This is a genomic window from Vagococcus sp. JNUCC 83, assembly GCF_053667615.1.
Genome location: NZ_CM132204.1, coordinates 596934 through 622386, shown reverse-complemented (window position 1 = coordinate 622386; position 25453 = coordinate 596934). Strand labels below are relative to the sequence as shown.

Annotated in this window: 24 protein-coding genes and 1 pseudogene; all 25 read right to left on the bottom strand. The window is 32.4% G+C overall.

What is annotated here, in order from left to right; all coding sequences use genetic code 11:
* Window positions 1-102: 102 nt before the first annotated feature.
* The 25 genes and pseudogenes from JNUCC83_RS02915 to JNUCC83_RS02795 all read right to left on the bottom strand — a co-directional run bounded on the left by JNUCC83_RS02915 (window position 103) and on the right by JNUCC83_RS02795 (window position 25435).
* Complete coding sequence (locus JNUCC83_RS02915) at window positions 103-2046, bottom strand: DUF4435 domain-containing protein (protein WP_454460746.1); 1944 nt, start codon at window positions 2044-2046, stop codon at window positions 103-105.
* A gap of 17 nt (window positions 2047-2063) precedes the next feature.
* Window positions 2064-2612, bottom strand: a pseudogene (locus JNUCC83_RS02910) (ADP-ribosyltransferase).
* A gap of 55 nt (window positions 2613-2667) precedes the next feature.
* On the bottom strand, window positions 2668-4137 hold the full coding sequence (locus JNUCC83_RS02905) for a hypothetical protein (RefSeq protein WP_454460745.1): 1470 nt from the start codon (window positions 4135-4137) through the stop codon (window positions 2668-2670).
* 482 nt (window positions 4138-4619) lie between these two features.
* Window positions 4620-5468, bottom strand: a complete 849-nt coding sequence (locus JNUCC83_RS02900) for a hypothetical protein (RefSeq protein ID WP_454460744.1) — start codon at window positions 5466-5468, stop codon at window positions 4620-4622.
* A 330-nt stretch (window positions 5469-5798) separates the two neighbouring features.
* Window positions 5799-6368, bottom strand: a complete 570-nt coding sequence (locus JNUCC83_RS02895; protein WP_454460743.1) for a recombinase family protein — start codon at window positions 6366-6368, stop codon at window positions 5799-5801.
* 93 nt (window positions 6369-6461) lie between these two features.
* Complete coding sequence (locus tag JNUCC83_RS02890) at window positions 6462-7439, bottom strand: tyrosine-type recombinase/integrase (protein ID WP_454460742.1); 978 nt, start codon at window positions 7437-7439, stop codon at window positions 6462-6464.
* A gap of 198 nt (window positions 7440-7637) precedes the next feature.
* Window positions 7638-7973 (bottom strand): metal-sulfur cluster assembly factor, encoded by a 336-nt coding sequence (locus tag JNUCC83_RS02885; RefSeq protein ID WP_454460741.1) that lies wholly within the window; start codon window positions 7971-7973, stop codon window positions 7638-7640.
* An 87-nt stretch (window positions 7974-8060) separates the two neighbouring features.
* On the bottom strand, window positions 8061-8843 hold the full coding sequence (gene accA / locus JNUCC83_RS02880) for an acetyl-CoA carboxylase carboxyl transferase subunit alpha (RefSeq protein WP_454460740.1): 783 nt from the start codon (window positions 8841-8843) through the stop codon (window positions 8061-8063).
* Entirely contained in the window at window positions 8827-9702 is an 876-nt protein-coding gene (gene accD / locus JNUCC83_RS02875; RefSeq protein WP_454460739.1) for an acetyl-CoA carboxylase, carboxyltransferase subunit beta, read from the bottom strand. The genes accA and accD overlap by 17 nt, the downstream gene beginning before the upstream one ends.
* A gap of 21 nt (window positions 9703-9723) precedes the next feature.
* Window positions 9724-11085, bottom strand: a complete 1362-nt coding sequence (gene accC / locus JNUCC83_RS02870; RefSeq protein ID WP_454460738.1) for an acetyl-CoA carboxylase biotin carboxylase subunit — start codon at window positions 11083-11085, stop codon at window positions 9724-9726.
* 2 nt (window positions 11086-11087) lie between these two features.
* Window positions 11088-11516 (bottom strand): 3-hydroxyacyl-ACP dehydratase FabZ, encoded by a 429-nt coding sequence (gene fabZ, locus JNUCC83_RS02865; protein WP_454460737.1) that lies wholly within the window; start codon window positions 11514-11516, stop codon window positions 11088-11090.
* An 11-nt stretch (window positions 11517-11527) separates the two neighbouring features.
* Window positions 11528-11989, bottom strand: a complete 462-nt coding sequence (gene accB, locus JNUCC83_RS02860; RefSeq protein ID WP_454460736.1) for an acetyl-CoA carboxylase biotin carboxyl carrier protein — start codon at window positions 11987-11989, stop codon at window positions 11528-11530.
* Window positions 11990-11991: 2 nt separating this feature from the next.
* The gene (gene fabF, locus JNUCC83_RS02855) at window positions 11992-13230 is read right to left on the bottom strand and encodes a beta-ketoacyl-ACP synthase II (protein ID WP_454460735.1); all 1239 of its coding nucleotides are present in this window, start codon (window positions 13228-13230) and stop codon (window positions 11992-11994) included.
* An 11-nt stretch (window positions 13231-13241) separates the two neighbouring features.
* Complete coding sequence (fabG, locus tag JNUCC83_RS02850) at window positions 13242-13976, bottom strand: 3-oxoacyl-[acyl-carrier-protein] reductase (RefSeq protein WP_454460734.1); 735 nt, start codon at window positions 13974-13976, stop codon at window positions 13242-13244.
* Complete coding sequence (fabD, locus tag JNUCC83_RS02845; protein WP_454460733.1) at window positions 13977-14921, bottom strand: ACP S-malonyltransferase; 945 nt, start codon at window positions 14919-14921, stop codon at window positions 13977-13979.
* 2 nt (window positions 14922-14923) lie between these two features.
* Window positions 14924-15898 (bottom strand): enoyl-[acyl-carrier-protein] reductase FabK, encoded by a 975-nt coding sequence (gene fabK / locus JNUCC83_RS02840; protein ID WP_454460732.1) that lies wholly within the window; start codon window positions 15896-15898, stop codon window positions 14924-14926.
* Window positions 15899-15963: 65 nt separating this feature from the next.
* Window positions 15964-16209, bottom strand: coding sequence for an acyl carrier protein (locus tag JNUCC83_RS02835; protein ID WP_454460731.1), 246 nt, complete (start codon window positions 16207-16209; stop codon window positions 15964-15966).
* Between the two features lie 20 nt (window positions 16210-16229).
* Window positions 16230-17201, bottom strand: coding sequence for a beta-ketoacyl-ACP synthase III (locus JNUCC83_RS02830; RefSeq protein WP_454460730.1), 972 nt, complete (start codon window positions 17199-17201; stop codon window positions 16230-16232).
* Between the two features lie 18 nt (window positions 17202-17219).
* Window positions 17220-17660, bottom strand: a complete 441-nt coding sequence (locus JNUCC83_RS02825) for a MarR family winged helix-turn-helix transcriptional regulator (protein ID WP_454460729.1) — start codon at window positions 17658-17660, stop codon at window positions 17220-17222.
* Between the two features lie 218 nt (window positions 17661-17878).
* Entirely contained in the window at window positions 17879-18787 is a 909-nt protein-coding gene (locus JNUCC83_RS02820; RefSeq protein ID WP_454460728.1) for a YitT family protein, read from the bottom strand.
* Between the two features lie 32 nt (window positions 18788-18819).
* A complete protein-coding gene (locus JNUCC83_RS02815; protein ID WP_454460727.1) occupies window positions 18820-19566 on the bottom strand; it encodes an NADPH-dependent oxidoreductase in 747 nt (248 codons plus the stop codon).
* A gap of 140 nt (window positions 19567-19706) precedes the next feature.
* Window positions 19707-22094, bottom strand: coding sequence for a 5'-nucleotidase C-terminal domain-containing protein (locus JNUCC83_RS02810; RefSeq protein ID WP_454460726.1), 2388 nt, complete (start codon window positions 22092-22094; stop codon window positions 19707-19709).
* A gap of 138 nt (window positions 22095-22232) precedes the next feature.
* Window positions 22233-23294 (bottom strand): YdcF family protein, encoded by a 1062-nt coding sequence (locus JNUCC83_RS02805; protein ID WP_454461314.1) that lies wholly within the window; start codon window positions 23292-23294, stop codon window positions 22233-22235.
* A 27-nt stretch (window positions 23295-23321) separates the two neighbouring features.
* Window positions 23322-24737 carry an ABC transporter ATP-binding protein gene (locus JNUCC83_RS02800; RefSeq protein WP_454460725.1) on the bottom strand — a complete coding sequence of 472 codons (1416 nt, stop codon included), beginning with the start codon at window positions 24735-24737 and terminating at the stop codon, window positions 23322-23324.
* Window positions 24734-25435: an energy-coupling factor transporter transmembrane component T gene (locus JNUCC83_RS02795; RefSeq protein WP_454460724.1), complete on the bottom strand. Its 702-nt coding sequence runs from the start codon at window positions 25433-25435 to the stop codon at window positions 24734-24736. The genes JNUCC83_RS02800 and JNUCC83_RS02795 overlap by 4 nt, the downstream gene beginning before the upstream one ends.
* Window positions 25436-25453: the final 18 nt, after the last annotated feature.

Sequence of the window (25453 nt, the reverse complement as noted above, 5' to 3'; positions counted from 1 at the left end):
ACATATTAGAATCATTATATATCAACGACCACTCATTGTATAGTTTAAGTGTACTCAAAAAGAACAAAAGAACTGAGGTTTGACTCTTAGTTCTTTTGAAATTTAATTAAAATTTATATTTGAAAAGTATTTATTTCTAATCTGTTCAGAAAGTCTTCTTTCTTGTTTTAATTTGACTTTTGCTTTTTCTATATAATTGCTATCAAGGTATCTATTAGCTAATCCTTTTGAGACACTTTCTTTCTGAGGTGATATTTTTAATAAATCATCGTAACTCTTACTATTAATTACAGTTTCAAACTCTTCTGATATTCTTTTTTCCAAGTTTTCTAACTCTAAGCTATCTAACCAAATTCTTACTTCTTCTAGCATTCTTTCACTTGTTACTTCAGTATTTTTCTCTAAATTTATTCTATATCTGCTCAAATTATTATCAATAAATTTTTTCATTTTCTGAGAGACGATTTTTTTTATATCTGAACTAACTACATTATAAAATTGATTTTTAAATATTTCTATTTGTTTTTCAGTATCTAAAATAACTATTTCTTTCATAATTTCAGGTGTGAAAAATAGCATTTCTATTTCATTGAATGGTAATGAAAAAACGTTATCTTCTTTTAAAGCCATAATTTGTTCTTCATTCATTAAATCATTATCAACAATTCCATAAGCTTTATTATTATCCATTATGGGAGAGTTGTTGTAAGCTCTAGTGTATTCAATAACTTTATTATGCCCTTCAACAGGATAAACTACTACTTCTTCTCTGAACAATATTGAATATACAAAATAATCTAAAGAACTTTTTTTGCCTTCACAAAAAAGTATTGGCTTCCTTGCTCCTAGTATTTCTGATAAGAGTTCTTTTGGAAATTTTCCTGTTAACTCAGAATTTTCATCAAGTCGTTCAATTATCCAATCATTTGGATATTCAAAAGATTTGCACCATAATAAATCTACATTAGACCTAGTTGAAATAAAGTCTATAACATGTGAAATATAAATAAATTTACAACTTTTCTTGTACATTTCCAAAGTATCCCACAAACGGTTGTAATTAGATGTATTTATGAATGTTTCTGGTTCATCAACTATAATAAAACTATTTTCTTCAGCTAAAAACACATGACATATATAATATAATATTACTTTTTCTCCATCACTAAGAGAGTTTATAGAATATTTCTCCTCTCCCTTAACTGCTTTTAATGTTCTATTAGTTTCATCTAACTCAAGTTTAATATCTGGTATCAGCATACTCCATAAGCGATTGATTTCAGATAGAGTTGTTTCCTTTTCTATCTCACTCAAGCTTCTAGTTTCATCTTTATTTCTAAATGCTTCGGTCATTTCAGTAACTTGTTTATTTGATACTGCAGTGATTAACTTAGAAAATATCTCAGACATTTCTTTCACATATTTTTGAACATCATATTGATTAGAAATATGATGAAATTGTCCTCGACCAATTAAATTAGATTGTTGAATATTATTCACATGATGTTCATCGGTTAAATGTAAAGAATGAATCGTTATATCATAATACAAAAATTTTTGTGCTGGGATAACAACTATATTATTTGATAATGATTCTTTTAAAAAACTTGCAAAGCTAGATTTCCCGACTCCGTTACCTCCAACTAAGATTACATTATTATCCTTAACAACTGTTAAATATTTATATCTTTTAAATTCTTCTAGTACTTCTATAATTAAATTATCTAGTTCTGAATATTTATTTATTTTATTTTCATAATAACCTGTTTTTATATTTTCAAATCTATAAGAATTATTTTGAATTAAATTTTGAATTAGCATTTTTGATTGCTCATTATCAAACGATTCTATTTTTAGTAATTCATTAAAATTATCTATCATTGTTAATATTTTTTCTAAACTTTTTATTTCTACTAGATAACTAGTCAGTTGAGTATCTTCTACACTTCCTACTTCATCCTTTAAGGTATTTAAAGTATCCAATATTTCAATTATTGAATTTTTAAATTCCATTATTTCACCCTCCAACATTTCATTTTCTACCACTCTAAAACTACTGTGAATTAATCCTTAATTATTTCAAATTCATAATAATCCTCTTGTTTATTTTTTAATATAAACTCAAGTCCTCTATTCAATAAAAGTTCATATTCTTTTCTATAAAAATCATTTCCAATATATACACAACTAGTTCCTTTAGGAACTCTTATTTTAGCTATAGAATTACACTTATTTATATTTGAATGTAACACTCTTTTTAAGCTATTTTGTGTGAGACTAGTTGAAACGAATCCTTATTCTATTAAACTTTGACCAATTTCTATATTTGACAAAAATTTTGAATTAAATCTTCTGTAAACAACCAACTCTTCATTTGTCGACAAGTTTTCAAACATTCTATCTAATAAAAAAATATTATATGCGAACTGATTATATTGTGCGTTTGAAGTATAATTAGCATTTTTACCATAAAGGTCATATGTCTTTTTATCAAATTCTTCTTTATCACCTATGTCATATCTCAGAATTATATTTATATCTCTAAACTGATTAAAGCAATAAGCTTTCAATACAGATATATAATCATGATTGTATGTTTTTGGTAGATTCACTGGTTTTCATCCTTTATTCACAATAATTTAAACCAAAGAAAACAACTTACTATTACTAACTTTTTGTAATTAGCTTACTAAAAGAATCAACTAGTTCTTTCATTATTAATCTATCAAGGTTATCATTCTTCAAATAGATATACTGTTGGTTTATTTGTTTATTCATACTTTCTATAAAACGATTTTTCAATAAATTTCTAAGATTAAATTTTAGCTCAGATGTGTTTGGATTTCTTTTAATTTCGAGACAATCACAAACATATGAAGAATAATCACTATATATATTCATATTACTATTAAATCTATAATATTTTGTAAAGTATGAGATTTCATAAAATTTATGATTAATTGGATTTTTTAATCGATAATATTTTTTCTTATATTTATCTAAAACTTTTAATCTATCTTGAAATGACATATCACTTCCATTAGTACCAATATAGTATTTATAACCTCTATAATCATATTCTTTTTCCTCATTAAAATACTGTCCTAAAGCTTTAATTTTATCAATTTCTTCTTCCAAAAGTTTTCCTTCAAGAAGCTTTCCATCATGATCAAAAAATTTAAAATCTTCAGTTTTTAAGTAATTCGGTTTTTGTTTACCATGAAATTTTCTAATTAAATTCAGTTGTTTTTCTTTTTGTTTTATTTTTTTATTAATACTTTCAAATATGATTATCGGTATTTCAATATTAATTTCATCCCCATCATTACCTAAAAAGCTAATTTTTTCGAAACTTTTCCCTTCAATGTTAAATACATCTCGAAAAAATAAATTTTTTTCTAACGTACTATTTATACTATCAATAATAACGTCATGTTGTTCTGACATCACTGAAGATAAATTTTCATATCTTCCTCTTAAATCATAAAATAGTTTACCTTCCTTACTTTTATTGAACGATGTATTTTCTAATCTAACAACAGCACCTTGAATATTTTCTATTTTATATAAATCTAATTTTGTTGAAATAAACATTAAAATTCTTTCTCTAAACCTATTAATAATTGCGGATAACTCTTCATGCATAACTTTAAATAAATGAAAATTTTTATCATCAATTTCCAGTAATGGAAATTGTTTTTGTAAATATAAAAAATCTTTATTCACTATTGCTAGCCCTGTATTGTACTTTACAAATTGACGTGTAAAATTAGTTAAAATGTCAAATTTCGATTCTAAAAAAGGCAAATTATAGTATTCACTTTCAGATAATTCATTTGTCTCCAAGAAAACTAGTATATATTGTAGTAATAATTGATTTAAATCATCAATAGTATTATTCCCAATAACGTTTTTTTTATTTATCATAGGAAATATCTTCTCTCTGGGATTATCAATTTTAATTATTATATGACCTAACTGATCTTTAAAAAACTCAACATATTCAAATTCGCATAAAATTATTTTTTTTATATCCATTTTTTGTTTTTTATTTAAACTATATTTTTTTTTATATGTTCTTTTATGACTCTCAGTTCCATAATATTCAATTGCTTCCTTCAATGTTAACTGTTTCATATATTTTTTCACCTCATATATTAATACCCCCTACCTTTGAATAAGCATATACTCATTCTAACTAACATTATATATACATTTTCAAAGGTAGGGGGGCATATAATTCAATTTTTGATATTAACTTTGTGGATGGTGGTAAACCACCACCACTTACTGACGCCAAAATTCGCAAGCTCATTTTGTTTGTCACACGGTGAAAGCACTGAGTGCTCTCACCGTGACATGGACATGTGTATAAATATTATATAGTAATTAAACACATTATACCAAAAAAACTATACTAAAATAGTAAAAAAGACACGTCTATATCTTAATAGGAGTGTCCTAAAATTTTTCACTGTACACTTAGCACTACACAAGTTATTGATAAGTCTTTTATTAGGAATTTTATAAATATAATTGGGAGAATTTATAAAATAAGCAACTAAAAAACAAGTGTCATTATTTATCGTATATCTTCGAAAGCTATCAGTAATACATTCTTATTGAATTTCAATCTCTTCATTTGAATAGAGAGAGTCAAATACAAAATCCTGTTTTTTATCAGAAAATTTTACTAAATACCTTAATCTATCTTTCTCTCCATCTCTTTGGACTCTAAATCCAACCAAATATAAATTAGTTTCATCATTTACAGTAAGTTCAACATTAATTGCATCATTCACTACTTTAAAAGATACTGTCCTATAGTTAGATAACTCTTCATCAAAAAAAAGATCTTTACCAACAAGTACAATTGTTTGAGTTAATTTTTTAGTCTCAGAATCAAGATGATGTTTAAAATTTAATTTTTCAGTATATATATATGATGCTCTACCTGTACCAAAATGTTCATTATCACGCTCAATAAATGATGCTTCTCGGTCAATAAATGCTTTATATAATTTTTGATTTAAAACTCCTTCGTTGTAGTATAAATAAGCTTTCATTAATGTTGGTCTTGTATCAAATCTATTATTAATTGGTCTTGCTAAATCTGTCCAAATATATCCTTTTTCATCAGAACTGTAGGGTTCAAATCCTTTATAAAGTTCAGATTTGTAGCTCGTATCATTAGTGATTAAAAAACCAGATATTCTTGATTCTTGATTAATTATTCCACTTTCATCAGATTCTACTTCAATCCATATTTCATCTGTTAAATCTTCTGTAAAATGTTCATAAATTGTTTCACTATTTTCTTCCTCTTTTTCTATCATTTTTGGGCTATTTTTTTCATTATAACTAGAACTATCTTGCTCTTCATTTTTATCATTACTTAAAGTTTTCCCACAGCCACTAACTAGAATTAGTCCTACAATTAAAATATTTAATAGTTTTCTCTTTTTCATTTGCTTCTCCTTACAAATCTTGTTATTGTCGAAAGTTATATGTGGTAATATATTTTCAATAATTTGAACTCTCTATTTTGGTAATAACATACGCCCTTAATAAATCAAACCAACTCCTTTCACTCCTTAATTTCACTATTACTAACACTGTATTAGACTGTGTCTAAAACGAACGAATTAGATAATAATGAAATATATAGAAAAAGAACCTTACAAAATAACCAAAAGGTTGATTTCATAAGATTCTTAGTGAGTCAGCTTTGTATAATTTTATGTCTGTCAAAAACGTTCGTTTCTGATTATCATTATACGATACTTACTAAAAGTTTATCAACCTTTGTTATTCTTATATTTAAATTTTCTGAGTATCCTATAAATACTACTCTCACTAATGTTAAGCTTGATAGCCATCTGCTTCACTGTATAAGCCTGTTTTTGATACATCTCAAGGACTTTAACTTTAGTTGTGTTATCTAGTCTTGGTCTTCCACCTTTGTTCTCAGACACCGCTAAAGCCTGTTTAGTGCGTTCGGATATAAGTGAAGCTTCCATTTCTGCAACAGCTGAAAGGATTGTAAAAATAAGCTTTCCTGTTGCTGTTGAGGTATCTATTCCTTCTGTAACAATGTTTAAATGGATTCCATTGTCCTCTAACTGACTAATGAGATTAACCAATTGTTTCGTGCTTCTCCCTAATCTATCAAGCTTATAGACAATGAGTGTATCTCCTTCTTCTAATATGTCTAAAGCTTTGTTTAATTGCTCTCTGTTCTCCTTGCGACCACTAACCTGTTCAATGAACCAATGAGTAGGTTGATAGGCTTTTAGAGCGTCTTTTTGGACTTCTATGCCTAGTGTTTGTTTGCCTGTTGATGTTCTGATATATGCTACTTTCTTCATTGCTGACTCCTTCTACTTGTTTAATAATAAGTAACGTCAGTAATAGTGTTTATAGTAAGCTTATGAACTATTACTGATATTGTCAATACGACTCTACTTAATTGTTTGCAATGGTGAGTGCTTGACTGCTCTCTCTATTGAATCATCAATATTTAATGACCTTAGATAGACTTCAGTCGTTTTAATTGAGGCATGTCCTAATAATTTTTGAATCATATAAATATCTGCACCATTTCTAACAAGTTTCTGCGTAAAGTAATGTCTAAAAGTATGAGGGCTTATTCTGATGTTTGGATTAACATCACTAGCAACACCAATTTTCTTAATTTCTCTCTCTGCTGAGATGTAACTATATTGTTTACCATTTTTCGTAAGAAATACATATTCATCTCTCGTAATCTCATAGTATTCAAAAAAATTGTTCGCTACTCTGAGATACTTTAAATAAGCTTTATAAACTGTTGGCGAACAATGAACTACTCTATCTTTCTTCCCTTTGCCATTTTCCACCTTAATTTGCGATTCTTCAAGATGATAGTGTTTAAGATTCATAACCTCACTTATTCTGAGACCAGTATCAACTAATATCAGTAACAGTAAGTAATTTCTCTCATTTGTAAACTTTGTCTGAAGCCCTAGATGGTATTTATCTTTACGTTTTACATTAGTAAAAGTTCTTTGTTTAGCATACTTTAACATCTGTTTTACCTCATCATCAGAGAATGTATTGATAACAACTTGTCTTTCTTTTACCCACTTTACATACAAACATGGATTTTCTTTTTCTCTCATGTAATTCTCATCTACACAATACCTAAAAAACGCTCTAATGCTACGTAAATGGCTATTTACGTAAGATGCTGCTTTTCCTTCTTCAATATTTTTAATCAAAAAACCGCGTACGTGAGATACGGTGACCATACCTAGTGAGTCAATATTTTTTTCCTCTAAAAATTTCAGAAATAAACTCAAACTTTTCCCATGTTTTTTTATCGTCTTTGGAGACAATCCTCTTGCCCTATCACTAAATGCCAACTCCTCTACTAAATCCTTTAATAACAATCTTTCCATAACAAAAAAGCTCCTTCGCTAACATATTAGTTAACGAAAGAGCTTATTAATTCTTGTCACTTTAATTTGGGATTCATTCAAAATTTGACTCTTTTAGTCAGTAATCCAAACTATGAGAAATTCATCTTGGACACCATACTAGGTGAGTATTTCACTCATCAAATTCTAATCAAAACACCTACAAACGTTGATATATCGCTATCTAATCCCTAAAGATATTCTGGCATATCTGCTCATACGATCAGTTGTCCACGCAGGGTACCAAACGAGTTTAACTTCTAATTTTTTGATTTCATCTATATCACTTAACGCGTCGTGAATTTGTTCTGTAATAACATCAGCCAATGGACATCCCATTGTAGTTAACGTCATCTTCACTTCGCAGTAACCATCTTCATCTAGATTCACCTCATACACTAATCCTAAATTAACAATATCGATGCCTAACTCAGGGTCAATGACAGTCTCTAATGCAGCAAGAATGTCTTCTTGCACTTCTTTTAATTCTTCTTCTGTCCACTTCGATTCACTCATATTCATTCTACCCCCTTAATATAAACTCACTTTTATATTAACCGAGAAACGATTTTTTGTAAATGACTTAGATAATCGAACGCCAAATTAAAATTTTCTAAATCTGTCATAGCGTTGGTTTTTCAATTCTGATGGAGTAAGTGTTTGATAGTAATCTAATTTCTGTATAATCTCTTGTTTTAGATTCGCAGATAATGTTTCTTTACTTAGCCACTCTGAATCTTTAGTTTCTAAAATAACCTTATCTACGACACCTAAATCTTTTAAATCGTTTGGTGTTAACTTCATGATTTCAGCTGCTTCAGAACTTCTTGAGCTATCTTTCCACAAAATTGAAGCAAATCCTTCTGGTGAAAGGATAGAGTAAATACTATGTTCTAATATCCATACATCATTTGCGACCGCTAAAGCAAGCGCCCCCCCACTGCCACCTTCACCCGTTAAAATAGAAAGAATTGGAACATTTAGTTGGCTCATTTCATACAGATTTTTGGCAATCGCTTCTCCCTCACCTCGCTCCTCTGCTTCAATCCCACAAAACGCTCCAGGTGTGTTCACTAACGTAATCACTGGTCGATGAAATTTTTCTGCCTGTTTCATCAATCTTAATGCCTTACGATACCCTTCAGGTGTTGGAGAACCAAATTTTGTTTTGACATTTTCTTCCAGTGTTTGTCCTTTTTGAATGCCTATCACAGTAACAGGTCGATTATTTATTCTTCCAATCCCACCAATAATTGCATGGTCATCTCCATAATATCGATCACCATGAAGTTCTATAAAATTATCAGTCACACCGTTGATTATTTCTCGAGTGGTAATTCGATTGTTATCTCGTGCGAGTTGAACGATTTCATTGGCTGATTTCATGTGTTTCACCGCCTTCGTGAAGTTGAAGTAACTGAGTCAAGGTTGCCTTTATCTCTTGACGCTTGACAATTTTATCAACAAATCCATGTTCTAATAAAAATTCAGCCCGTTGAAAATCATCGGGTAACGTTTGCCTGATGGTTTGCTCAATGACACGTCTTCCGGCAAAACCTATTAGAGCTTGTGGTTCAGCTAAAATAATATCACCTTGCATCGCAAAACTTGCCGTAACACCACCTGTTGTAGGATCAGTTAAAACTGTAATATATAAAAGTGCATGATCACTATGTTTTTTTACAGCGCCAGATATTTTTGCCATTTGCATCAAGGAAATGATGCCTTCTTGCATCCGTGCACCACCCGAAGCTGTAAACATAATAACTGGAAGTCTTTGTTTTATCGCTAATTCAAACAATCGCGTAATTTTTTCACCGACAATATGGCTCATGCTTCCCATGATAAACTGACTATCCATCACACCTATGGCAACTGGATATTTATTTATCTCACCTAATCCTGTTATCACTGCTTCATCAAGTCCCGTTTTTTCTCTCGCACTATAAAACTTTTCTTCATAATCAGGAAATTCTATATGATTTTTAAACGGTATTTCAGTAAATTTCTCATCAAAAGTTCCTTCATCAATAATCATCTTTAGTCTCTCAGAAGCGCTTAAACGAAAGCAATAACCACAATGTTGACAGGTTCTTTCTTGTCCCATTTCTTTTTTATGTAGCGGTTTTTGACAACTCGGACATTTTTCCCACACACCATCTGGTACATGAGGTTTGTCTTTATTTTCTTTGCTTTTCTTTAAGGGAGTGATACGTATATATTCTCTTTTTTTAAATAATCCCATACCTATCCTCCTTGTTACTTATTATTCTATTGACCAACTTGGTAAAAATGTTTTTTGTAAAAAGGATGTGTCATACTCCCCTTTGATAACAGAGGGATGAGTTAACAAATCTAGTTGAAAGGCTTGATTGGTTACAACTCCCTCAACAACTAGCTCAAGTAATGCTCGTTTCATCTTTAAAATGGCTTCTTCACGAGTTTTTCCGTGAGTAATAATTTTAGCAATCATCGAATCATAAAATGGTGGAATACTATAACCTTGATAAACAGAACTATCCACCCGTAATCCTAAACATCCAGATGGTAAAATTAGTGAAGTGATTTTACCGGGGGATGGAGCAAAGTTAAACGCCGGATTTTCAGCATTTAATCGACATTCAATAGCATGACCATTAAAGGTAATATCAGATTGCTTTAAAGTTAACTTTTTATTAGCTGCTATTTTTAATTGCCATTTGACAATATCGACACCAGTAATCATCTCTGTCACAGGATGTTCAACTTGAATACGCGTATTCATTTCCATAAAATAACAAGTGTTAAACTCATCCACTAAAAACTCAATCGTTCCAGCATTTTGATATGAAACAGCTTTTGCAGCTTTTATTGCAATATCTCCAATAGTTTTTCTTAAATCAGAAGACAAAGAAAAACCTGGTGCTTCTTCAAATACTTTTTGATTATTTCGTTGAAGCGAGCAATCTCTCTCCCCTAGATGAATCATATGACCATAATGATCGCCTAAAATCTGAACTTCAATATGCTTAGCTGGATAGATTATTTTTTCAATATACATTTCCCCGCTACCAAACGCGGCAATAGATTCTTTTTGCGCAGAAGAAAAATGAGAAGACAACTCATCCTCTGAAAAAACTTTTCGTATCCCTTTTCCTCCACCACCTGCAGCAGCTTTTAGCATAATGGGATAACCTATTTCATCTGTAATTTTTTTAGCATCTTCGATTGAATCAACTGCCCCATCACTCCCAGGGATTACTGGAACACCAGCATCCAACATGATTTTTCGAGCGTTTACCTTATTCCCCATCTCATCTATTATTTGTGAAGATGGGCCGATAAACGTTATTTGACATTCTTCACACATTTCTGCAAACAAACTATTTTCAGCTAAAAAACCAAATCCCGGATGAATGGCCTGTGCTCCTGTAATAATTGCCGCACTTAAAATATTATGCATGTTTAAATAAGATTCTGTCGCTTTAGCTGGTCCGATACAAATCGCTTCATCTGCTAACGCTACATGGAAAGAATCTTTATCAGCCTCTGAATAAACCGCCACGGTCTTTATCTCTAACTCTTGACACGCACGAATAATCCTTGTGGCAATCTCCCCTCGATTAGCTATAAGTACTTTATCAAACATCATTACGCACCAATAATAAATGTCATCAATGCTTGGCAAACAATCTTATCTTCAACTTTTGCTGTTGCTTTTCCTACGCCAATGTTTCCTTTTTGCTTGATAATCTCCATTTCCATCACCAAAACATCTCCTGGAACAACTTTTTGGCGAAACTTCACTTTATCAATTCCTCCAAGATAACCAGTTTTTCCTTTAAATTCCTCACTTTTTAAAAGTGGAATTGATCCCGTTTGTGCTAGTGCTTCTAAAATTAACACGCCTGGCATAACAGGTTCCCCTGGAAAATGACCTGGAAAAAAGTGCTCATTGTAAGTAACATTTTTTACAGCCTTAACATAACTGCCAGGTGTCAACTCTAATACTTTATCAACCATCATAATTGGGTAACGATTTGGAATAATTTCCATAATTTCTTGTACATTTAATTGCATCTTTTTTCCTCCTAAGAAATTCTAAACAAAGGCTGTCCGAATTCTACAATTTCTTCATTTTCAATCAATATTTCCGTAACAATACCTGAGACATCACTCACGACATCGTTCATAATTTTCATCGCCTCTATAATACATAAAGTATCTCCAACAGACACTCTATCACCTACCGAAATAAAATTAGGTTGCCCAGGTTCACTGGCTGTATAAATGACTCCAACAATTGGAGACTTAATCACTGTTTCATCATTACTTACAATATTTGTTTCAATTTCTTTAGGTTCATCATGTTCTGCTATAGGTATTGCCATTGATGAGTTATTTGTCTCTACAAGCTGTGTTGTTGATGTAACCTGTTGGCTAGTTTCGTTTTTACTTAGATACAATGACAACCCATCAATCACAACGTTCATTTCACGTATGTCACTGTTTTCAAATTGATCCACCAACTCTTTCACTGTTTCATAACTCAAAGCTACTCACCTCGCCATTTTTTCATTGCAATAACGGCATTATGACCACCAAAACCTAATGAATTACTTAACGTGTAATTAACTGGTGCAAAGCGTTTAACCTGTGGCACATAGTCCAAATCACAAGATTCTTCTGGTTCTTTTAAACCAATAGTGGGTGGGATAGTATCTGTCATTAAAGCACCTAAACAAGCCAATGCCTCAACTGCTCCAGCAGCTCCAAGTAAATGTCCCACCATACTTTTTGTACTAGAGACTGGTATTTGATACGCTTCTTCTTTCATCGCGTATTTTATAGCGGTTGTTTCAGCACTATCATTCGTCGGTGTACTCGTTCCATGAGCATTAATATAGCTCACATCTTTCGGTGTAATCCCTGCTTCTTCCATAGCCAACATCATACACTTTCCAGCTCCAGACCCATCGCTACTTGGACTAGTAATATGGTTAGCGTCACAATTAGAGCCATAGCCAACAACTTCGCCATATATTTTTGCGCCCCGTTTTTTTGCATGCTCTAACTCTTCTAGCACTAAAACAGCGCTACCTTCTCCCATTACAAACCCATTTCTATCTTTATCAAAAGGAATGGATGATCTATCAGGGTCTTCTGATGGACTGAGTGCCGTTAACGCAGCAAAACCAGAAATACCAATTTCACAAATTGTTGCTTCAGCTCCACCAGCTAAAATAATGTCTGAATAACCATGTTTTATGTTTCTAAAAGCTTCGCCTATCGCATTTGTTGATGAAGCACAGGCTGTAACAATAGAAGTACAAATACCTTTAGCACCAACTTTAATCGCAATATTTCCAGCAGCCATATTACTAATAGCCATAGGAACAAATAAGGGAGCGACACGTTTTGGTCCTTTCGTGTGCATACGAATCACTTGATCTTCTATTGTTTTCATCCCACCGATTCCAGAACTGACTATAACACCAAAACGGTCGACATCTATTTCATCTAGATTGATTTGACTGTCTTCTACTGCTTGTTTAGCCGCTGAAATACCATATACCGAAAACATATCCATTCGTTTAATTTCTTTTTTCTCCATATAAAGGGTGGGATCAAACTCTTTGACCTCAGCAGCTACATGAATACCTGTCTGTGTTGCATCAAATTTTTCAATTGGCGCTATTCCGTTTTTACCTTCTTGAACATTAGTTAAAAATTCTTCTGCTGTATTACCAATAGGAGTCACAGCACCTATTCCTGTAATAACCACTCGTTTCATCATTTATCCTCCTAGCCGTTCATTACCATACCACCGTCAACATTTATCACTTGTCCAGTAATATAGGGTTGACTAGCTAAAAATAGAGCAGTATCTGCAATGTCATCTGTCTTTCCTAAGCGCTTTAACGGAATATGAGACAGTGTTGTTTCTTTTACTTTCTCTGATAAACTATCTGTCATATCCGTTTCTATAAATCCTGGTGCAATCGCATTACAAGTAATCCCACGTGATGCTAATTCTTTAGCTACTGATTTTGTTAACCCAATAACACCCGCTTTACTTGCTGCATAATTTGCTTGACCGATATTTCCTATTTCTCCTATCACACTAGATAAGTTAACAATCGTCCCTGAACGTTGTTTTAACATGATTTTTGATGCATGATGAATCGTATTAAATGTTCCTTTTAAGTTGACTGAAATCACCTCATCAAACATCTCTTCTGACATTCTCATCAATAACATATCACGTGTAATTCCTGCATTATTAATTAGCACATCAACTGTGCCAAAAACGTTTTTTGCTTCATTGACTAATCGACTGGCTTGCTCAAATTCTTGAACATCACCAATCACACAATGGCACTTCACTCCATAAGAAGTAATCTCTTCAATTAAGTCTTCATCAATATTTTTTCTAGCATTTAAAACAACGTTTGCTCCTTCTTTGGCAAAACGAATAGCAAGTTGCCTGCCTATACCACGTGAGCTTCCTGTCACAATAACTGTCTTATTTCTAAACATCTAGTTCCCCCATTTTGCTAATTTCTTTTCTAATTGATCCAATGTCTTTTTATTTTCAACATGTTGCACATTCAATTCACGGTCTATTGATCGAACAAATTGCGACAATGTTTTTCCAGGTCCTATCTCTACTAAAGTATCGATAGTCTCTCTCTTAAATGTGCGAATCGTTTCTTCCCAATAAACAGGTGACATCATTTGTTTGGTTAAATTCCCTTTTATATCAGTTGTGGTATCAAATAACTCTCCAGACACATTGGTTATAAATGGGATAACACCATTTAAAAACTCGATTGAATCTAGTTCTATGGAAAATTTTTCAGCTGCGTGACTGAGTAAAGGGGTGTGAAATGGGCCACTAACATTTAGAGAAACAACCTTTTTTGCTCCAGCATTAATCAGCTCATCTTGTGCGAGTTCTACTACTGACTTATTTCCTGCTATCACGATTTGGCTTGGTGTATTATAGTTAACAGGTAACACAATCTCTGATGATTTAGATAGTTTTTTACAAATATTCTCTATGACTTTTCTATCTAGTCCAATCACAGCTGCCATGGCCCCTTGACCAGTTGGTACAGCATCAGCCATCAACTCGCCCCTTTTATAAACCAGTGATACAGCATCTGAAAATGATATTGTCTGATTTTCAACTAAGGCGCTATACTCTCCTAAACTGAGACCAGCTACTAAATCAGGTGTTATGCCTAATTCTTTTTTTAAGACAGCTGAGGTAGCACAGCTCATCGTTAAGACAGCTGGTTGTGTGTACTTTGTTTGATGTAATCTTTCATCTTCATCAAACAACAATTTAGCCATATCAAAGTTTAATTGGTTACTTGCTATATCAACATACTCTTTAAAAATAGGATATTCTTGATACAAGTCATACCCCATCCCATGATACTGACTGCCTTGACCACTAAAAATAAATCCTATTTTCATGTTTACTCCTTTTCCAGTACCCATTCGTCGTATCGATTTGTTAATACTTCTTTTGTTTCTGACACTAACTCCAAGATGATTTCTTCACAACTTTGTTGATCTGTTTTTATCATCCCAGCTATTTGTCCAGCCATCATCGAACTATTTTTTATGTCACCATCAATCACTGCTCTTTTTAAAGCACCTTTCCCTAAATCTTCTAATCGATCAAAATCAGGGGTCTCTTTTCCTCCCTCAAAACGCTCAGCTTTCTCAAACGTTTGAGTTAATTTATTTCTAAGTCCACGAACTGGATGCCCTGTTAATGTGCCTGTAACAACTGTATCAATATCTTTTGCTTTTACCACTTTAGTTTTAAAATGGTCATGAGCGATTGATTCTTTTGATACTAAAAATCGCGTGCCTAATTGAACTGCTTTAGCTCCAAGCATGAGTGCTGCAGCAACACCTCGACCATCTCCTATACCTCCAGCTGCAATCACAGGGATACTTACAGCATCAACCACCTGTGGCACAAGTGTCATCGTGGTAGACTTACCGATATGACCGCCACCTTCCATTCCTTCAACAACGACTGCATCTGCTCCTTCTTTTTCCATTCGTTTCGCTTGAGCAACAGACGCAACAACTGGGATAACAATAATGCCAGCCTCTTTAAAACGTTTCATATATTTACCTGGTGATCCCGCGCCAGTAGTAATAACTTGTACTTTTTCTTCAATGACTAAATCAACAATATCTTCCACAAAAGGTGACATCAGCATAATATTGACCCCAAAAGTATTTGTAGTCATTTTTCTAGCTGCGATGATTTTTTCCTTAATTACTTCTTTTGGTGCATGTCCTGAAGCTATCAAGCCTAACCCGCCCGCATTAGCTACTGCACTTGCTAATTTCTCCTCTGCTACCCAAGCCATAGCACCTTGAATAATAGGGTATTTTATATTTAAAAGTTCACAAATTGTCGATTTTCCCATCGATTCACCTCTTTTTTGGTTTAAAAAAATAGCTATCAGCATTTAAATGCTGATGCTATTATCATTTATTTATTTTCTGCGATTTGTTTATCAACAAAATTTACTAAATCTTGTACGGTAACTAACCCTTCATCTGTCTCAATTTTTACGTTATCATCTTCAAACGCATCCTCAATATCATTTAAAATTTGAAATAAATCAAGGCTGTCAGCATCAAGTTCTTCTCTAAAATTAGTTGTTAATTGTACCTCTTCTTCTTCTTTTCCTAATTGATCCACAATAATTTCCTGTATTTTTTCGAATGTTGTCATTTGTCTTTCCTCCAATAATTTTATAATTTCATTAATAAACTTCCCCAGGTTAACCCTGCACCATATCCTGTTAATAGGCACATCGATTCTCCCATTAGTTTTAATTCATTTCGTTCAATTGCTTCATCTAATAAAATTGGAATAGAAGCAGCTGATGTATTACCAAACCTTTCAACATTTGTCATAAATGCTGAAAATGGAATACTCGTTTTCTTTGAAAGAGCCTCTAAAATACGATAGTTGGCTTGATGAGCAAACACAAAATCTACCTCTTGTGCCTTAATAGATTCTCTTTCAAGTAAATCAATCATATTTTTTGAAACATCTCTTAAAGCAAAATCAAAAATCTGTTTTCCATTCATCATTAAGTATGGCTTATCATGTGCCAATTCTCGAAATCGATTATCTTTTGTTGTCAAATGACCAGATAAAGACTCACTTCGTTGTCCGTCTGACTGAATGTATTCTCCGATAAAACATGGCATAGTAGATTTTTTTTCAATCAATACACCACCGGAACCATCTCCAAATAACACAGCTGTCGTACGATCTGTCCAATCAATCAAGCCACTCATAACGTCCGTTCCAATCACCAATGCACATGAAAAATCAGTATGTGTGACATATTTTTCTGCAATAGATAATCCATGAATAAAACCAGCACATGCAGCATTGACATCAAAACACATAGCGTTAGTTGCCCCAATTGCCTCTTGAACTTGACAAGCAACAGATGGTGTTGAGTACTCCGATGACATCGTCGCAACAATGATTAAATCTATCGACTGCTTATCAATTGATTTAGTTAGATTTTTCCCAACTTCGATACTAAGTGACGCCACTGTTTCATTTGTTGCAATATGGCGCATCTTAATACCTGTTCGTTTGAAAATCCATTCATCATCTGTCTCCAAAAAAGTTGCTAAATCAGCATTTGTCACAATTTTTTTTGGTAGAGCTTTTGCTGTTTTTGTTATTTTAGGGTATAGCATCACTAACTCCCTTACGACTTAATAATATTTTTTTAAAAAATGATGTAAGCTACTTAATCCTTTGACTAGTGCCTGTTTTTCTTCTTCAGACATATCTTCTAGTACGGCTTCCACCATTTTTTTATGAAAATGTTGATGTACCCTGTAAAATAGACGACCTCTATTTGTCAGCTTCAATCGAACAATTCGTCGGTCACTTTCACTACGTACTCTATCAACATAGCCTTTTTTTACCAAATTATTGATTGCCACTGTCAATGTTCCAACAGTTATTGACAGTTCTTTTGCTACCTCACCTGTTGTTTTATTTCCACCCATACCAATGGCTTCAATTGTGTGCATTTCTTTTATCGATAAATCAAAAAAATCACTTTTTTTTAGTTCTGTTTCTTCTATCGTTAAAATATCATTAAACACTTTCACCAGTTGCGAATTGACAATTGTTATTTTCTCATCCATCTACTTGCCTCTTCCTTTAATTGTTTGATAATCAAAGTATATGGGTAAAAAAAAGAAAAAGCAATGTGAAATAGTTTGATAATCAAATGATTTGATAATCAAAGTATATGGAATAGTTTTATAAAAAGCAAGCATTTTTTTATTAATTTTTTATCTAAAACTAAAAAAACCTTACTACTCACTGATTTAACAAGGTTTTTGATATAAAAAAAGAGAGGTTACAACCCCTCAATTTTTGATGCCTTTATTTTTTTCTGATCGTCTTCTGTCCAAAATTGTCCATAAACAGTTTGAGTTGGAATAATATTAATAAATGCCTTATCATCCGCATTGTAAACAGCTTGTTCTAAGTCATAAAGTTCATAACGAGTGACTACCATCATAATAACAGATACATCTTTACGTGAAAACACACCGGTTCCAGGTAATAAAGTCATACCACGAACAATAGATTGTTGAATAGAAAAAATGACTTCTTCTGTTCTATTTGTCATGATAAACGCGGTCACTTTTTGATGACTAGTATGAATTTTATCAACTACTTGTGTCGTACAAAAAATCGAAATAATTGTATATAGCGCAGATTCCCAACTAAATAGAAATCCCGCAGCTGCAATAATAAATAAATTAATAGTAAACATCAATGATCCAACTGTTCTTCCTGTTGTTTTAGAGAGTACAAGTGAGACAATATCCATTCCACCAGTGCTAAAACCATACTTCATTGTTAACCCAATCGCAAGTCCTGTTAGCACTCCACCAACAATCGCATTCATTAAGGGATTATCTGTTACTTGAACTACTGGAATTAAAATAGTCATGACCGACACCGAAACCACTGTCAACAAACTTAAAATGGTCGCTGATTTCCCTAATTTTATCCATCCCAAAATAGCAATTGGCACATTTAAAATAAAAATCCAAACCCCTGTACCAATATTTATACTAAACGCTTTTGCTAATACACCTGAGATTAACTGTGAAATACCATTAACCCCTACTGAAAAAACATCAGCGGGAATTAAAAACATATTTAACCCAACCGCGATTGCTAGTCCTCCAAATATAACAATAAATCCCTTTTTGATTGCTTCGTTTTTACGATACGCTTCAGTAATGTTTCCCAAACCAACTGCCTCCTTTTATATCATCCTTTTCATTAGTTGTATATAAAACCTTTGTTTTCTAAATCTTTTTTTATATTTAATCGCTTTTCAGGTTTTCGGTTCATTCCTGTAGTAATTTGATTCGTAAAAGAATCGATGCGGTTATTAGCATCTCTTAAATCATAGTAAGTCGTTACTAAGTCATCATATTCTTTTAATCGCTCATTATAATTGTCAAATGTTTGATAAGTTTCCTCAAAAAACATCATTTCTCTGGGTAATCTAGGTTTTACTTGTGGCTCTTGATCTTTGTACCCTATTGCTAAACCGAGTACTGCAAAAGTCAATTCTGGTAAATTTAACAAATCTGATGTTGCTTTATTGTCATTTAGGATGCTTCCTAAAAACACCGTTCCTAAACCTAAACTCTCCGCAGCTAAATTAACATTTTGTGCTGCTAGTACAGCATCTGTCATCGCTACCATGTAACGATCCATATTATTTAAAACACTTGCTTCTTGATTATTTTCAGTTGCTATATGTTTATTACGAAACTGATCTGCCACAAAAATAAAAATATGACTAGCCTCTGCAACATAAGGCTGATTACATATTTTAGCTAATTTTTCTTTTTTCTCTTTCGATGTTAAACAAACAATACTGTATGACTGCATAAAATTACTTGTTGCTGTGTGTCTAGCAACATCAATTAATGTATTAATCACATCTTGAGGTATTGGTTTTTGTTTGAACTTTCTAATACTTTTATGATTTAATTGCAAATTAATCACATCATTCATAAAAAAACTCCTTTTCTATAAAAATTTCATGTAACTATTCGTAGTATAACATTGGATGGTTTAAAAATCATGATGAACAGGTTAAAAAAGCAAAAATAAAAGCAAGAGAAACAATCCCCTTACTTTTATATTTCGTTTAATTAAGATGCTTTATTTTTAAATACATAAACAGCTGATGCAATAGTTGTTAACATCAAACCAATTCCAACAAATTTAGAAACAGTTTCACCTGTTTTTGGAAGGTTACCACTTGTCTCTTTTTTCGTTTCTGCTGTACTTTTTACTAATTCTTTCATTGCTTTAGTTAGTTGAGCTTCAACTTCATCGACTGTTTCATTCGTTATTTGAGACTCAACTACCTTAGCATCTTTTAAAATATTCTTAGCTTCTGTTAGATTTTTTACTAAATTATTCCATGAATCTTTCGTGTAATCTGATTCTTTTAATTTTTCAGCTTCTGCCACCAATTGAGTTAAAGTTTTGATAGACACAAGTTGTTCTTTAGCCTTTAATAACGCACTATTAACTTCTTGTGCAACTGATTCATCTTTTTCCGATAATACATTTTCAGCGACTACTAATGCTTTATTAAAAGCCGACCAACTATGGGCAGTATACTCTGATTCTATCAATTTGTGACTGTCTTTTATTGTTGTTTCAAGCACTTCAAGTGGTGTTTCTTTTTCGATTATTTGCATTTTTCCTGGAATAATTCGTTCATATGGTGTTGGATTTTCATAATGTGAGATATCATACTTCACTGCTGAAAGTGGTGTAACTTTTTCTTTTGTACCTGTCACAATATTATTTAAAAATTCCGTGAATACCCCATCCATGGATGGACCTTCTTCTCTAGCACCACCAAGCATAGTGTACCCGTCACCTCCAGCAGCTAAAAAGTCGTTAGTTGCTAATTTATAGGTTTTATCTTCAACAATTGGTTCAAATTCCCCAGTTGTTTTGTTTTTTATTTTAATGCTCCAGATACGTTGGCCAACTTGGTTATCAGCCGCTTCATTTCCAGCACCTTGTTTGGTTGGGTCATAATCTATTTTCACTGAATCTGACACTTGTAAAAACCCACCATTTTGTCCAAGGATCGGTTGTTTGGTTATATCATCCACTATTGGATTTCCTGACTCATCTTTTTGAATATCTGAGCGCAATGAATACTCAAACATTTCTTTTAATTGTTTTCCTGTTACATCAATTTGGGCTATCGTATTTCCAAAAGGTAACACAGCTAAAATGTCTCCTTTAGTTACTTTACCTTTATTGATATCTGTTCGAATACCTCCGCCGTTAATTACAGCTACATCGGTTTGTCCATTCTTAAAACCAGTTTGACCATAGTTATAAAGAGAATCTGCAATAATATTTCCTAAATTTGTTTCTCGTGTTCGAGCATTTTCTCGACTACCATCAAATTTAATTGGATTATTTTCAATAACGGTTTGTCCCATTTCAGTATCAAATTTTACTTTAGTTTCATCTACTACTTTTTTGATGGTAGCATCCTCTTGAATATCTTTAAACTCTTTTGCTGGAATCAATTCTGCTTTATAAGTTGGTTTATTATTCTTATAATCAACGGTAATATAGCCAACATTATTCAAATGGTTTCCAGTTTGAGCTAATAGCACATTACCATATGTTTTTCCTGACGGTAAGGCTGTGTGAGAATGCCCATCTAACACAATAATTTTTTCATTAGGATAGGTTGTTGATAATGTTTCAGCTAGCTTATCTCCTCTCCATTTATCTGGAGTAGTATCATCCATTCCCAAATGACCTAAGAAAATAAAAACATCAGCTTTACCCTTAAGAGAATCAATCACTTCTTTTGCTACAGGAATAGGGTCTTTAAAAGTCACACCTTTAACATTGTTTGGGTGCGTTTTAAAGGCTGTTTCAGGCGTAGAAAGACCAATGACTGCAAATTTTTTACCGTCTTTTTCGATTATTTTATAAGGTTCAAACGATGACTTAGCACCTTTTTCAACGTTAGCAGAAACCATAGGCAACACTTCTTTATATGCCATAGCTTGATTATAACCAAAATCAAACTCATGATTTCCTACGCCAACCGCATCGTAAGGTAACTTACTCATAGCTTTTGCCATATCCATTCCTTTTCCAAAATTCGAAATAGCAAGACCTTGCATCGCATCGCCACTATCTAACATTAAGGTTGGATTTTTAAGTTCTTTAAAAGTTTTCAACTTAGCTAATCCAATCACTTTTCCATCTTCATACTGCATACGTCCATGCATATCATTTGTATGTAATATCGTAAAGTTAAACTCTTCAGTTTTATTAGATGACTCTTTATCTGGTGTTTCAGAAGATTCTTGTGTTGATTGTTCTATAGACTGTGAACTCTCTTCTACATTTGTTTCCATCGTGGATTGTTGTGTCGTTTTCTGTATTTCCTCAGCATTTACTAATGTAGTAGGCAATAAAACACCTAACAATGAAATCGAACAAAACAGCCTCATAATTTTTTGCGACAACCCTTTTTTACTCAAATCAACCGCTCCTTTTAGTTAATTTTTTAAGCTTTTTCATAAACTTATTATACCAAAAGTAAACGAATAGTCTATCAATAACAAAACATTTTTAGTTTAAAAGTAAAAAAAGAAACGTTATTTACCATAACGCTTCCTTTAAGATGCCCCTATAAAATGTCCTAATAGCCGAATGATAGCAATCATGACAAAAATACCAATAAAAATAAAATGCTTTTTCTTAGTCATGACTAGATAACCAACATACTCTCTAATAAATGCTGTTGGTAAATAATATAATTTTGTTTTTGATCCAACACCTCTAGCATGAATGCCTAATCTAGTCGCTATCTTACCAGCTCTAAGTAAATGATAATTATTTGTAGCTATCACAATATTTTTATCATTGAAATTTTTAATGCCATCAACTTGTTCAGCCAGTTTTTCCGAAAAAAGAATATTTTCTTGCGTATTCGTTGACTCTGTCTCCAAATACACAGTCTCAATCACAACGGGTAATGAATCCAAATAATTTTTCATAGCTTGTGCTTCAGATATTTTTTCATCTCTTCCCTGACCACCAGAAAATATGATAATTGGTTTATGCCCAAAATTTCTTTTTTGTTTCAAATATAATTTGATACCCGCATCAATTCTACTGGCAAGTAAAGGTGTCACTTTTTCGCCATCGATTAATCCTGCACCTAAAACTATTATGTAATCCACTTTTTTTCTTATAGGAAAGTGATTGTATAAAATAGCTGTCACTCCATACATCATAAATAAAAAAACCAAATATGATAACGTTGCAGTCGAAAACCCTAACAATGTCGTCAAAAATATATTTTTTGAATAAAATGTGACAACAAACATCAATAATTGAATTCCGAGTAATCCCAAGGCCACAATAAGAGGAACTAAATTATTTAAAGACTTTCCCTCTCTTTTTAATAAAACTTTTTCATTCCAAAAAAGACCAACAATACTTGCACTTAAACCTAAAATACTTAAAAAGACAAACACTAACATAACTGGTAGCAAAAATGCTAAAGCTAGGCTTTGATTAGCTTTTTCTATCATTAGAATAAATGACGCATATAATACACTAAGAGAAATTAAAAAGAAAAAACCATTCCATAAACTGGTAGGACGAAAATAATTTAAATATAAAAAACATACTAATGGAACTCCAACAAAAATGACATAAAAAAAGACTGTCATACTTAACAATGAGTACACTCCTCTCAACTATTTTTCAATTGACTCATTAACTATTCTACCCTTATCCAACTGAATAATATTAGATGTAGTCAACGCTAAAAATTCATTATCATGACTAATAACCAACACAAACAAACCGTATGACTGAACTTTTTTAAGTAACTGGCTAACAGAAAGCATATTTCTATAATCTAAACCACTAGTTGGTTCATCTAATATAATCCACTCTTTCCCTGATAATATAGCACTAGCAATGGCCACACGTTGTTTTTCTCCACCTGATAAATTTTGCGGATGGGACGTTAATAAGTCAGTTAAACGTAATTCTTTAACCACCTCATCAAATAACTCCTTACGTTCAGATTGAACTAACAATTCTTTTTCGACCGTTTCAAAAAATAACTGTAAATTCACATCTTGCATCACTAAAAAACTACGTGCTAAACGCTGTTTTGCAGATAATGTTTCATGATTAAAAGAAAAACACGACCGCTTTTCAGCCAATAGACCTGTCAACAACTGAACAAATGTTGTTTTACCAGAACCATTAGTACCAATTAATCCTATAATATTGCTTGTATCAATCCTAAGAGAATCTATACCAACTGCCGGACTATTTTTTTCATATTGAAAATATAACTGATTGATAGATAGGTATTGAGTACTATCAACATTTGTATCCAACTTTATGTTAGGAGTGATTTTTTTAGGCTCTGTTAAACCACGTAATCCATAAGTTTTTTGAATTATCGGAAAAGTTGATTCAAATTCTGGAGCCAATAAATCAGATACGACTTTTCCTTGATGCAAAACAATATACCTATCAGCAAGCTCTTTCAAATAAAACAATCGATGTTCAGATATAATCATCGTGCACCCTTGTTTCTTCAAAATACTCATATAAGAAAATAATGTATCTATCGTATCATAATCTAAATTACTTGAAGGTTCATCGAACAAAAATAGTCTATGCGGTAACATACATGCTGATGCAAAGGCTATTCTTTGTTTTTGCCCACCAGATAATTCGGTAACTCTTTTTCCTAATAGATCATCCAATCTAAATAAAGAGATGATCTCTGACATTCTTTTTTCAATATCATTAGGTGAAAATCCATAGTTTTCCATGGAAAAAGCTAACTCGCTAAAAACAGACGTCGTAAAAAATTGTGTTTTAGGATTTTGAAAAACAACACCAATATCCTTTACATAATCATTAAAATTTATTGGAGGAAGTTCACTGCTTAACACAGTTACTTCACCTGTTACTTCACCCTCATACAATTCTGGAATAAGACCATTTAGTACACTAATAAGCGAGCTCTTTCCACTGCCACTCTCACCTGTTAAAATAACGACTTCACCTGAACGAATAGTTAGATTAATATCATTTAATACTTTTTTTTCATTGCGTAGAAGGTTTAAATGATTAATAGAAATCATAAAATAACACCTCCTTCAATTAATAACAATACCAATAAACTACATATTAGTAAATAGTCTTGCAGCTTTAATTTTATTGAAATAACACTCGTATGCTGCCCCTCATAACCTAACCCTCGAACTAGAGCCGCTGCCGATAATTCTTGCGCGGTATAATCGACTTGTTTTAGTATAGGAACCAAAAAATACTCCATTGTTTGAATAGGGTGTCTAACAACTTGTGACACAGATAAATAAATCCCTCTAAACTTCATTGCTTGCCTTATCGATTTGAAATCATGGCGAAGTGTCGGAAAAAAACGGCATATCACAATAAAAGGAATAACTATAAAATTGGGTAGATGCCATTTCTTCATTGCAGCAACCCATTCCCCAACAGACGTATTTTGCGTTGCAAACATACCAGCTGAAATTGGTGGTAGCAAACTTTTATAAACGACTAAAACAAATGAGACAATCGCTGATAATACCCCTGTAATTTCATAAAAAAAGGTGGTTGTTAATATATATAACGCAATATAACTCGTAAATATAATCAACCCTTTTTTTACAGAGCCACTTATACAAAGCAATATGGTTATAAATACCATGAAAACAAGTTCCATCGATGGGTTAGCTCGCGAAATCAATAGCAAACTTGCAAAAATAACTGTTAATAGTTTACTTCTCGGATCAAATTTAATAAATCGCTTTTCCATCACTAACCCACCTCCATT

Bases quoted from the DNA above. Each gene is read 5' to 3' on its own strand.
- JNUCC83_RS02815 (WP_454460727.1), bottom strand. From the start codon at position 19,566: ATGAATGATGTGATTAATTTGCAATTAAATCATAAAAGTATTAGAAAG.
- fabG (WP_454460734.1), bottom strand. From the start codon at position 13,976: ATGTTTAGAAATAAGACAGTTATTGTGACAGGAAGCTCACGTGGTATA.
- fabD (WP_454460733.1), bottom strand. From the start codon at position 14,921: ATGAAAATAGGATTTATTTTTAGTGGTCAAGGCAGTCAGTATCATGGG.
- JNUCC83_RS02805 (WP_454461314.1), bottom strand. From the start codon at position 23,294: ATGACAGTCTTTTTTTATGTCATTTTTGTTGGAGTTCCATTAGTATGT.
- JNUCC83_RS02905 (WP_454460745.1), bottom strand. From the start codon at position 4,137: ATGAAACAGTTAACATTGAAGGAAGCAATTGAATATTATGGAACTGAG.
- JNUCC83_RS02795 (WP_454460724.1), bottom strand. From the start codon at position 25,435: ATGGAAAAGCGATTTATTAAATTTGATCCGAGAAGTAAACTATTAACA.
- fabZ (WP_454460737.1), bottom strand. From the start codon at position 11,516: ATGCAATTAAATGTACAAGAAATTATGGAAATTATTCCAAATCGTTAC.
- JNUCC83_RS02900 (WP_454460744.1), bottom strand. From the start codon at position 5,468: ATGAAAAAGAGAAAACTATTAAATATTTTAATTGTAGGACTAATTCTA.
- JNUCC83_RS02800 (WP_454460725.1), bottom strand. From the start codon at position 24,737: ATGATTTCTATTAATCATTTAAACCTTCTACGCAATGAAAAAAAAGTA.
- JNUCC83_RS02885 (WP_454460741.1), bottom strand. From the start codon at position 7,973: ATGAGTGAATCGAAGTGGACAGAAGAAGAATTAAAAGAAGTGCAAGAA.
- JNUCC83_RS02890 (WP_454460742.1), bottom strand. From the start codon at position 7,439: ATGGAAAGATTGTTATTAAAGGATTTAGTAGAGGAGTTGGCATTTAGT.
- fabF (WP_454460735.1), bottom strand. From the start codon at position 13,230: ATGAAACGAGTGGTTATTACAGGAATAGGTGCTGTGACTCCTATTGGT.
- JNUCC83_RS02830 (WP_454460730.1), bottom strand. From the start codon at position 17,201: ATGCTATACCCTAAAATAACAAAAACAGCAAAAGCTCTACCAAAAAAA.
- JNUCC83_RS02895 (WP_454460743.1), bottom strand. From the start codon at position 6,368: ATGAAGAAAGTAGCATATATCAGAACATCAACAGGCAAACAAACACTA.
- fabK (WP_454460732.1), bottom strand. From the start codon at position 15,898: ATGGGAAAATCGACAATTTGTGAACTTTTAAATATAAAATACCCTATT.
- accA (WP_454460740.1), bottom strand. From the start codon at position 8,843: ATGAAATCAGCCAATGAAATCGTTCAACTCGCACGAGATAACAATCGA.
- JNUCC83_RS02835 (WP_454460731.1), bottom strand. From the start codon at position 16,209: ATGACAACATTCGAAAAAATACAGGAAATTATTGTGGATCAATTAGGA.
- accC (WP_454460738.1), bottom strand. From the start codon at position 11,085: ATGTTTGATAAAGTACTTATAGCTAATCGAGGGGAGATTGCCACAAGG.
- JNUCC83_RS02825 (WP_454460729.1), bottom strand. From the start codon at position 17,660: ATGGATGAGAAAATAACAATTGTCAATTCGCAACTGGTGAAAGTGTTT.
- accD (WP_454460739.1), bottom strand. From the start codon at position 9,702: ATGGGATTATTTAAAAAAAGAGAATATATACGTATCACTCCCTTAAAG.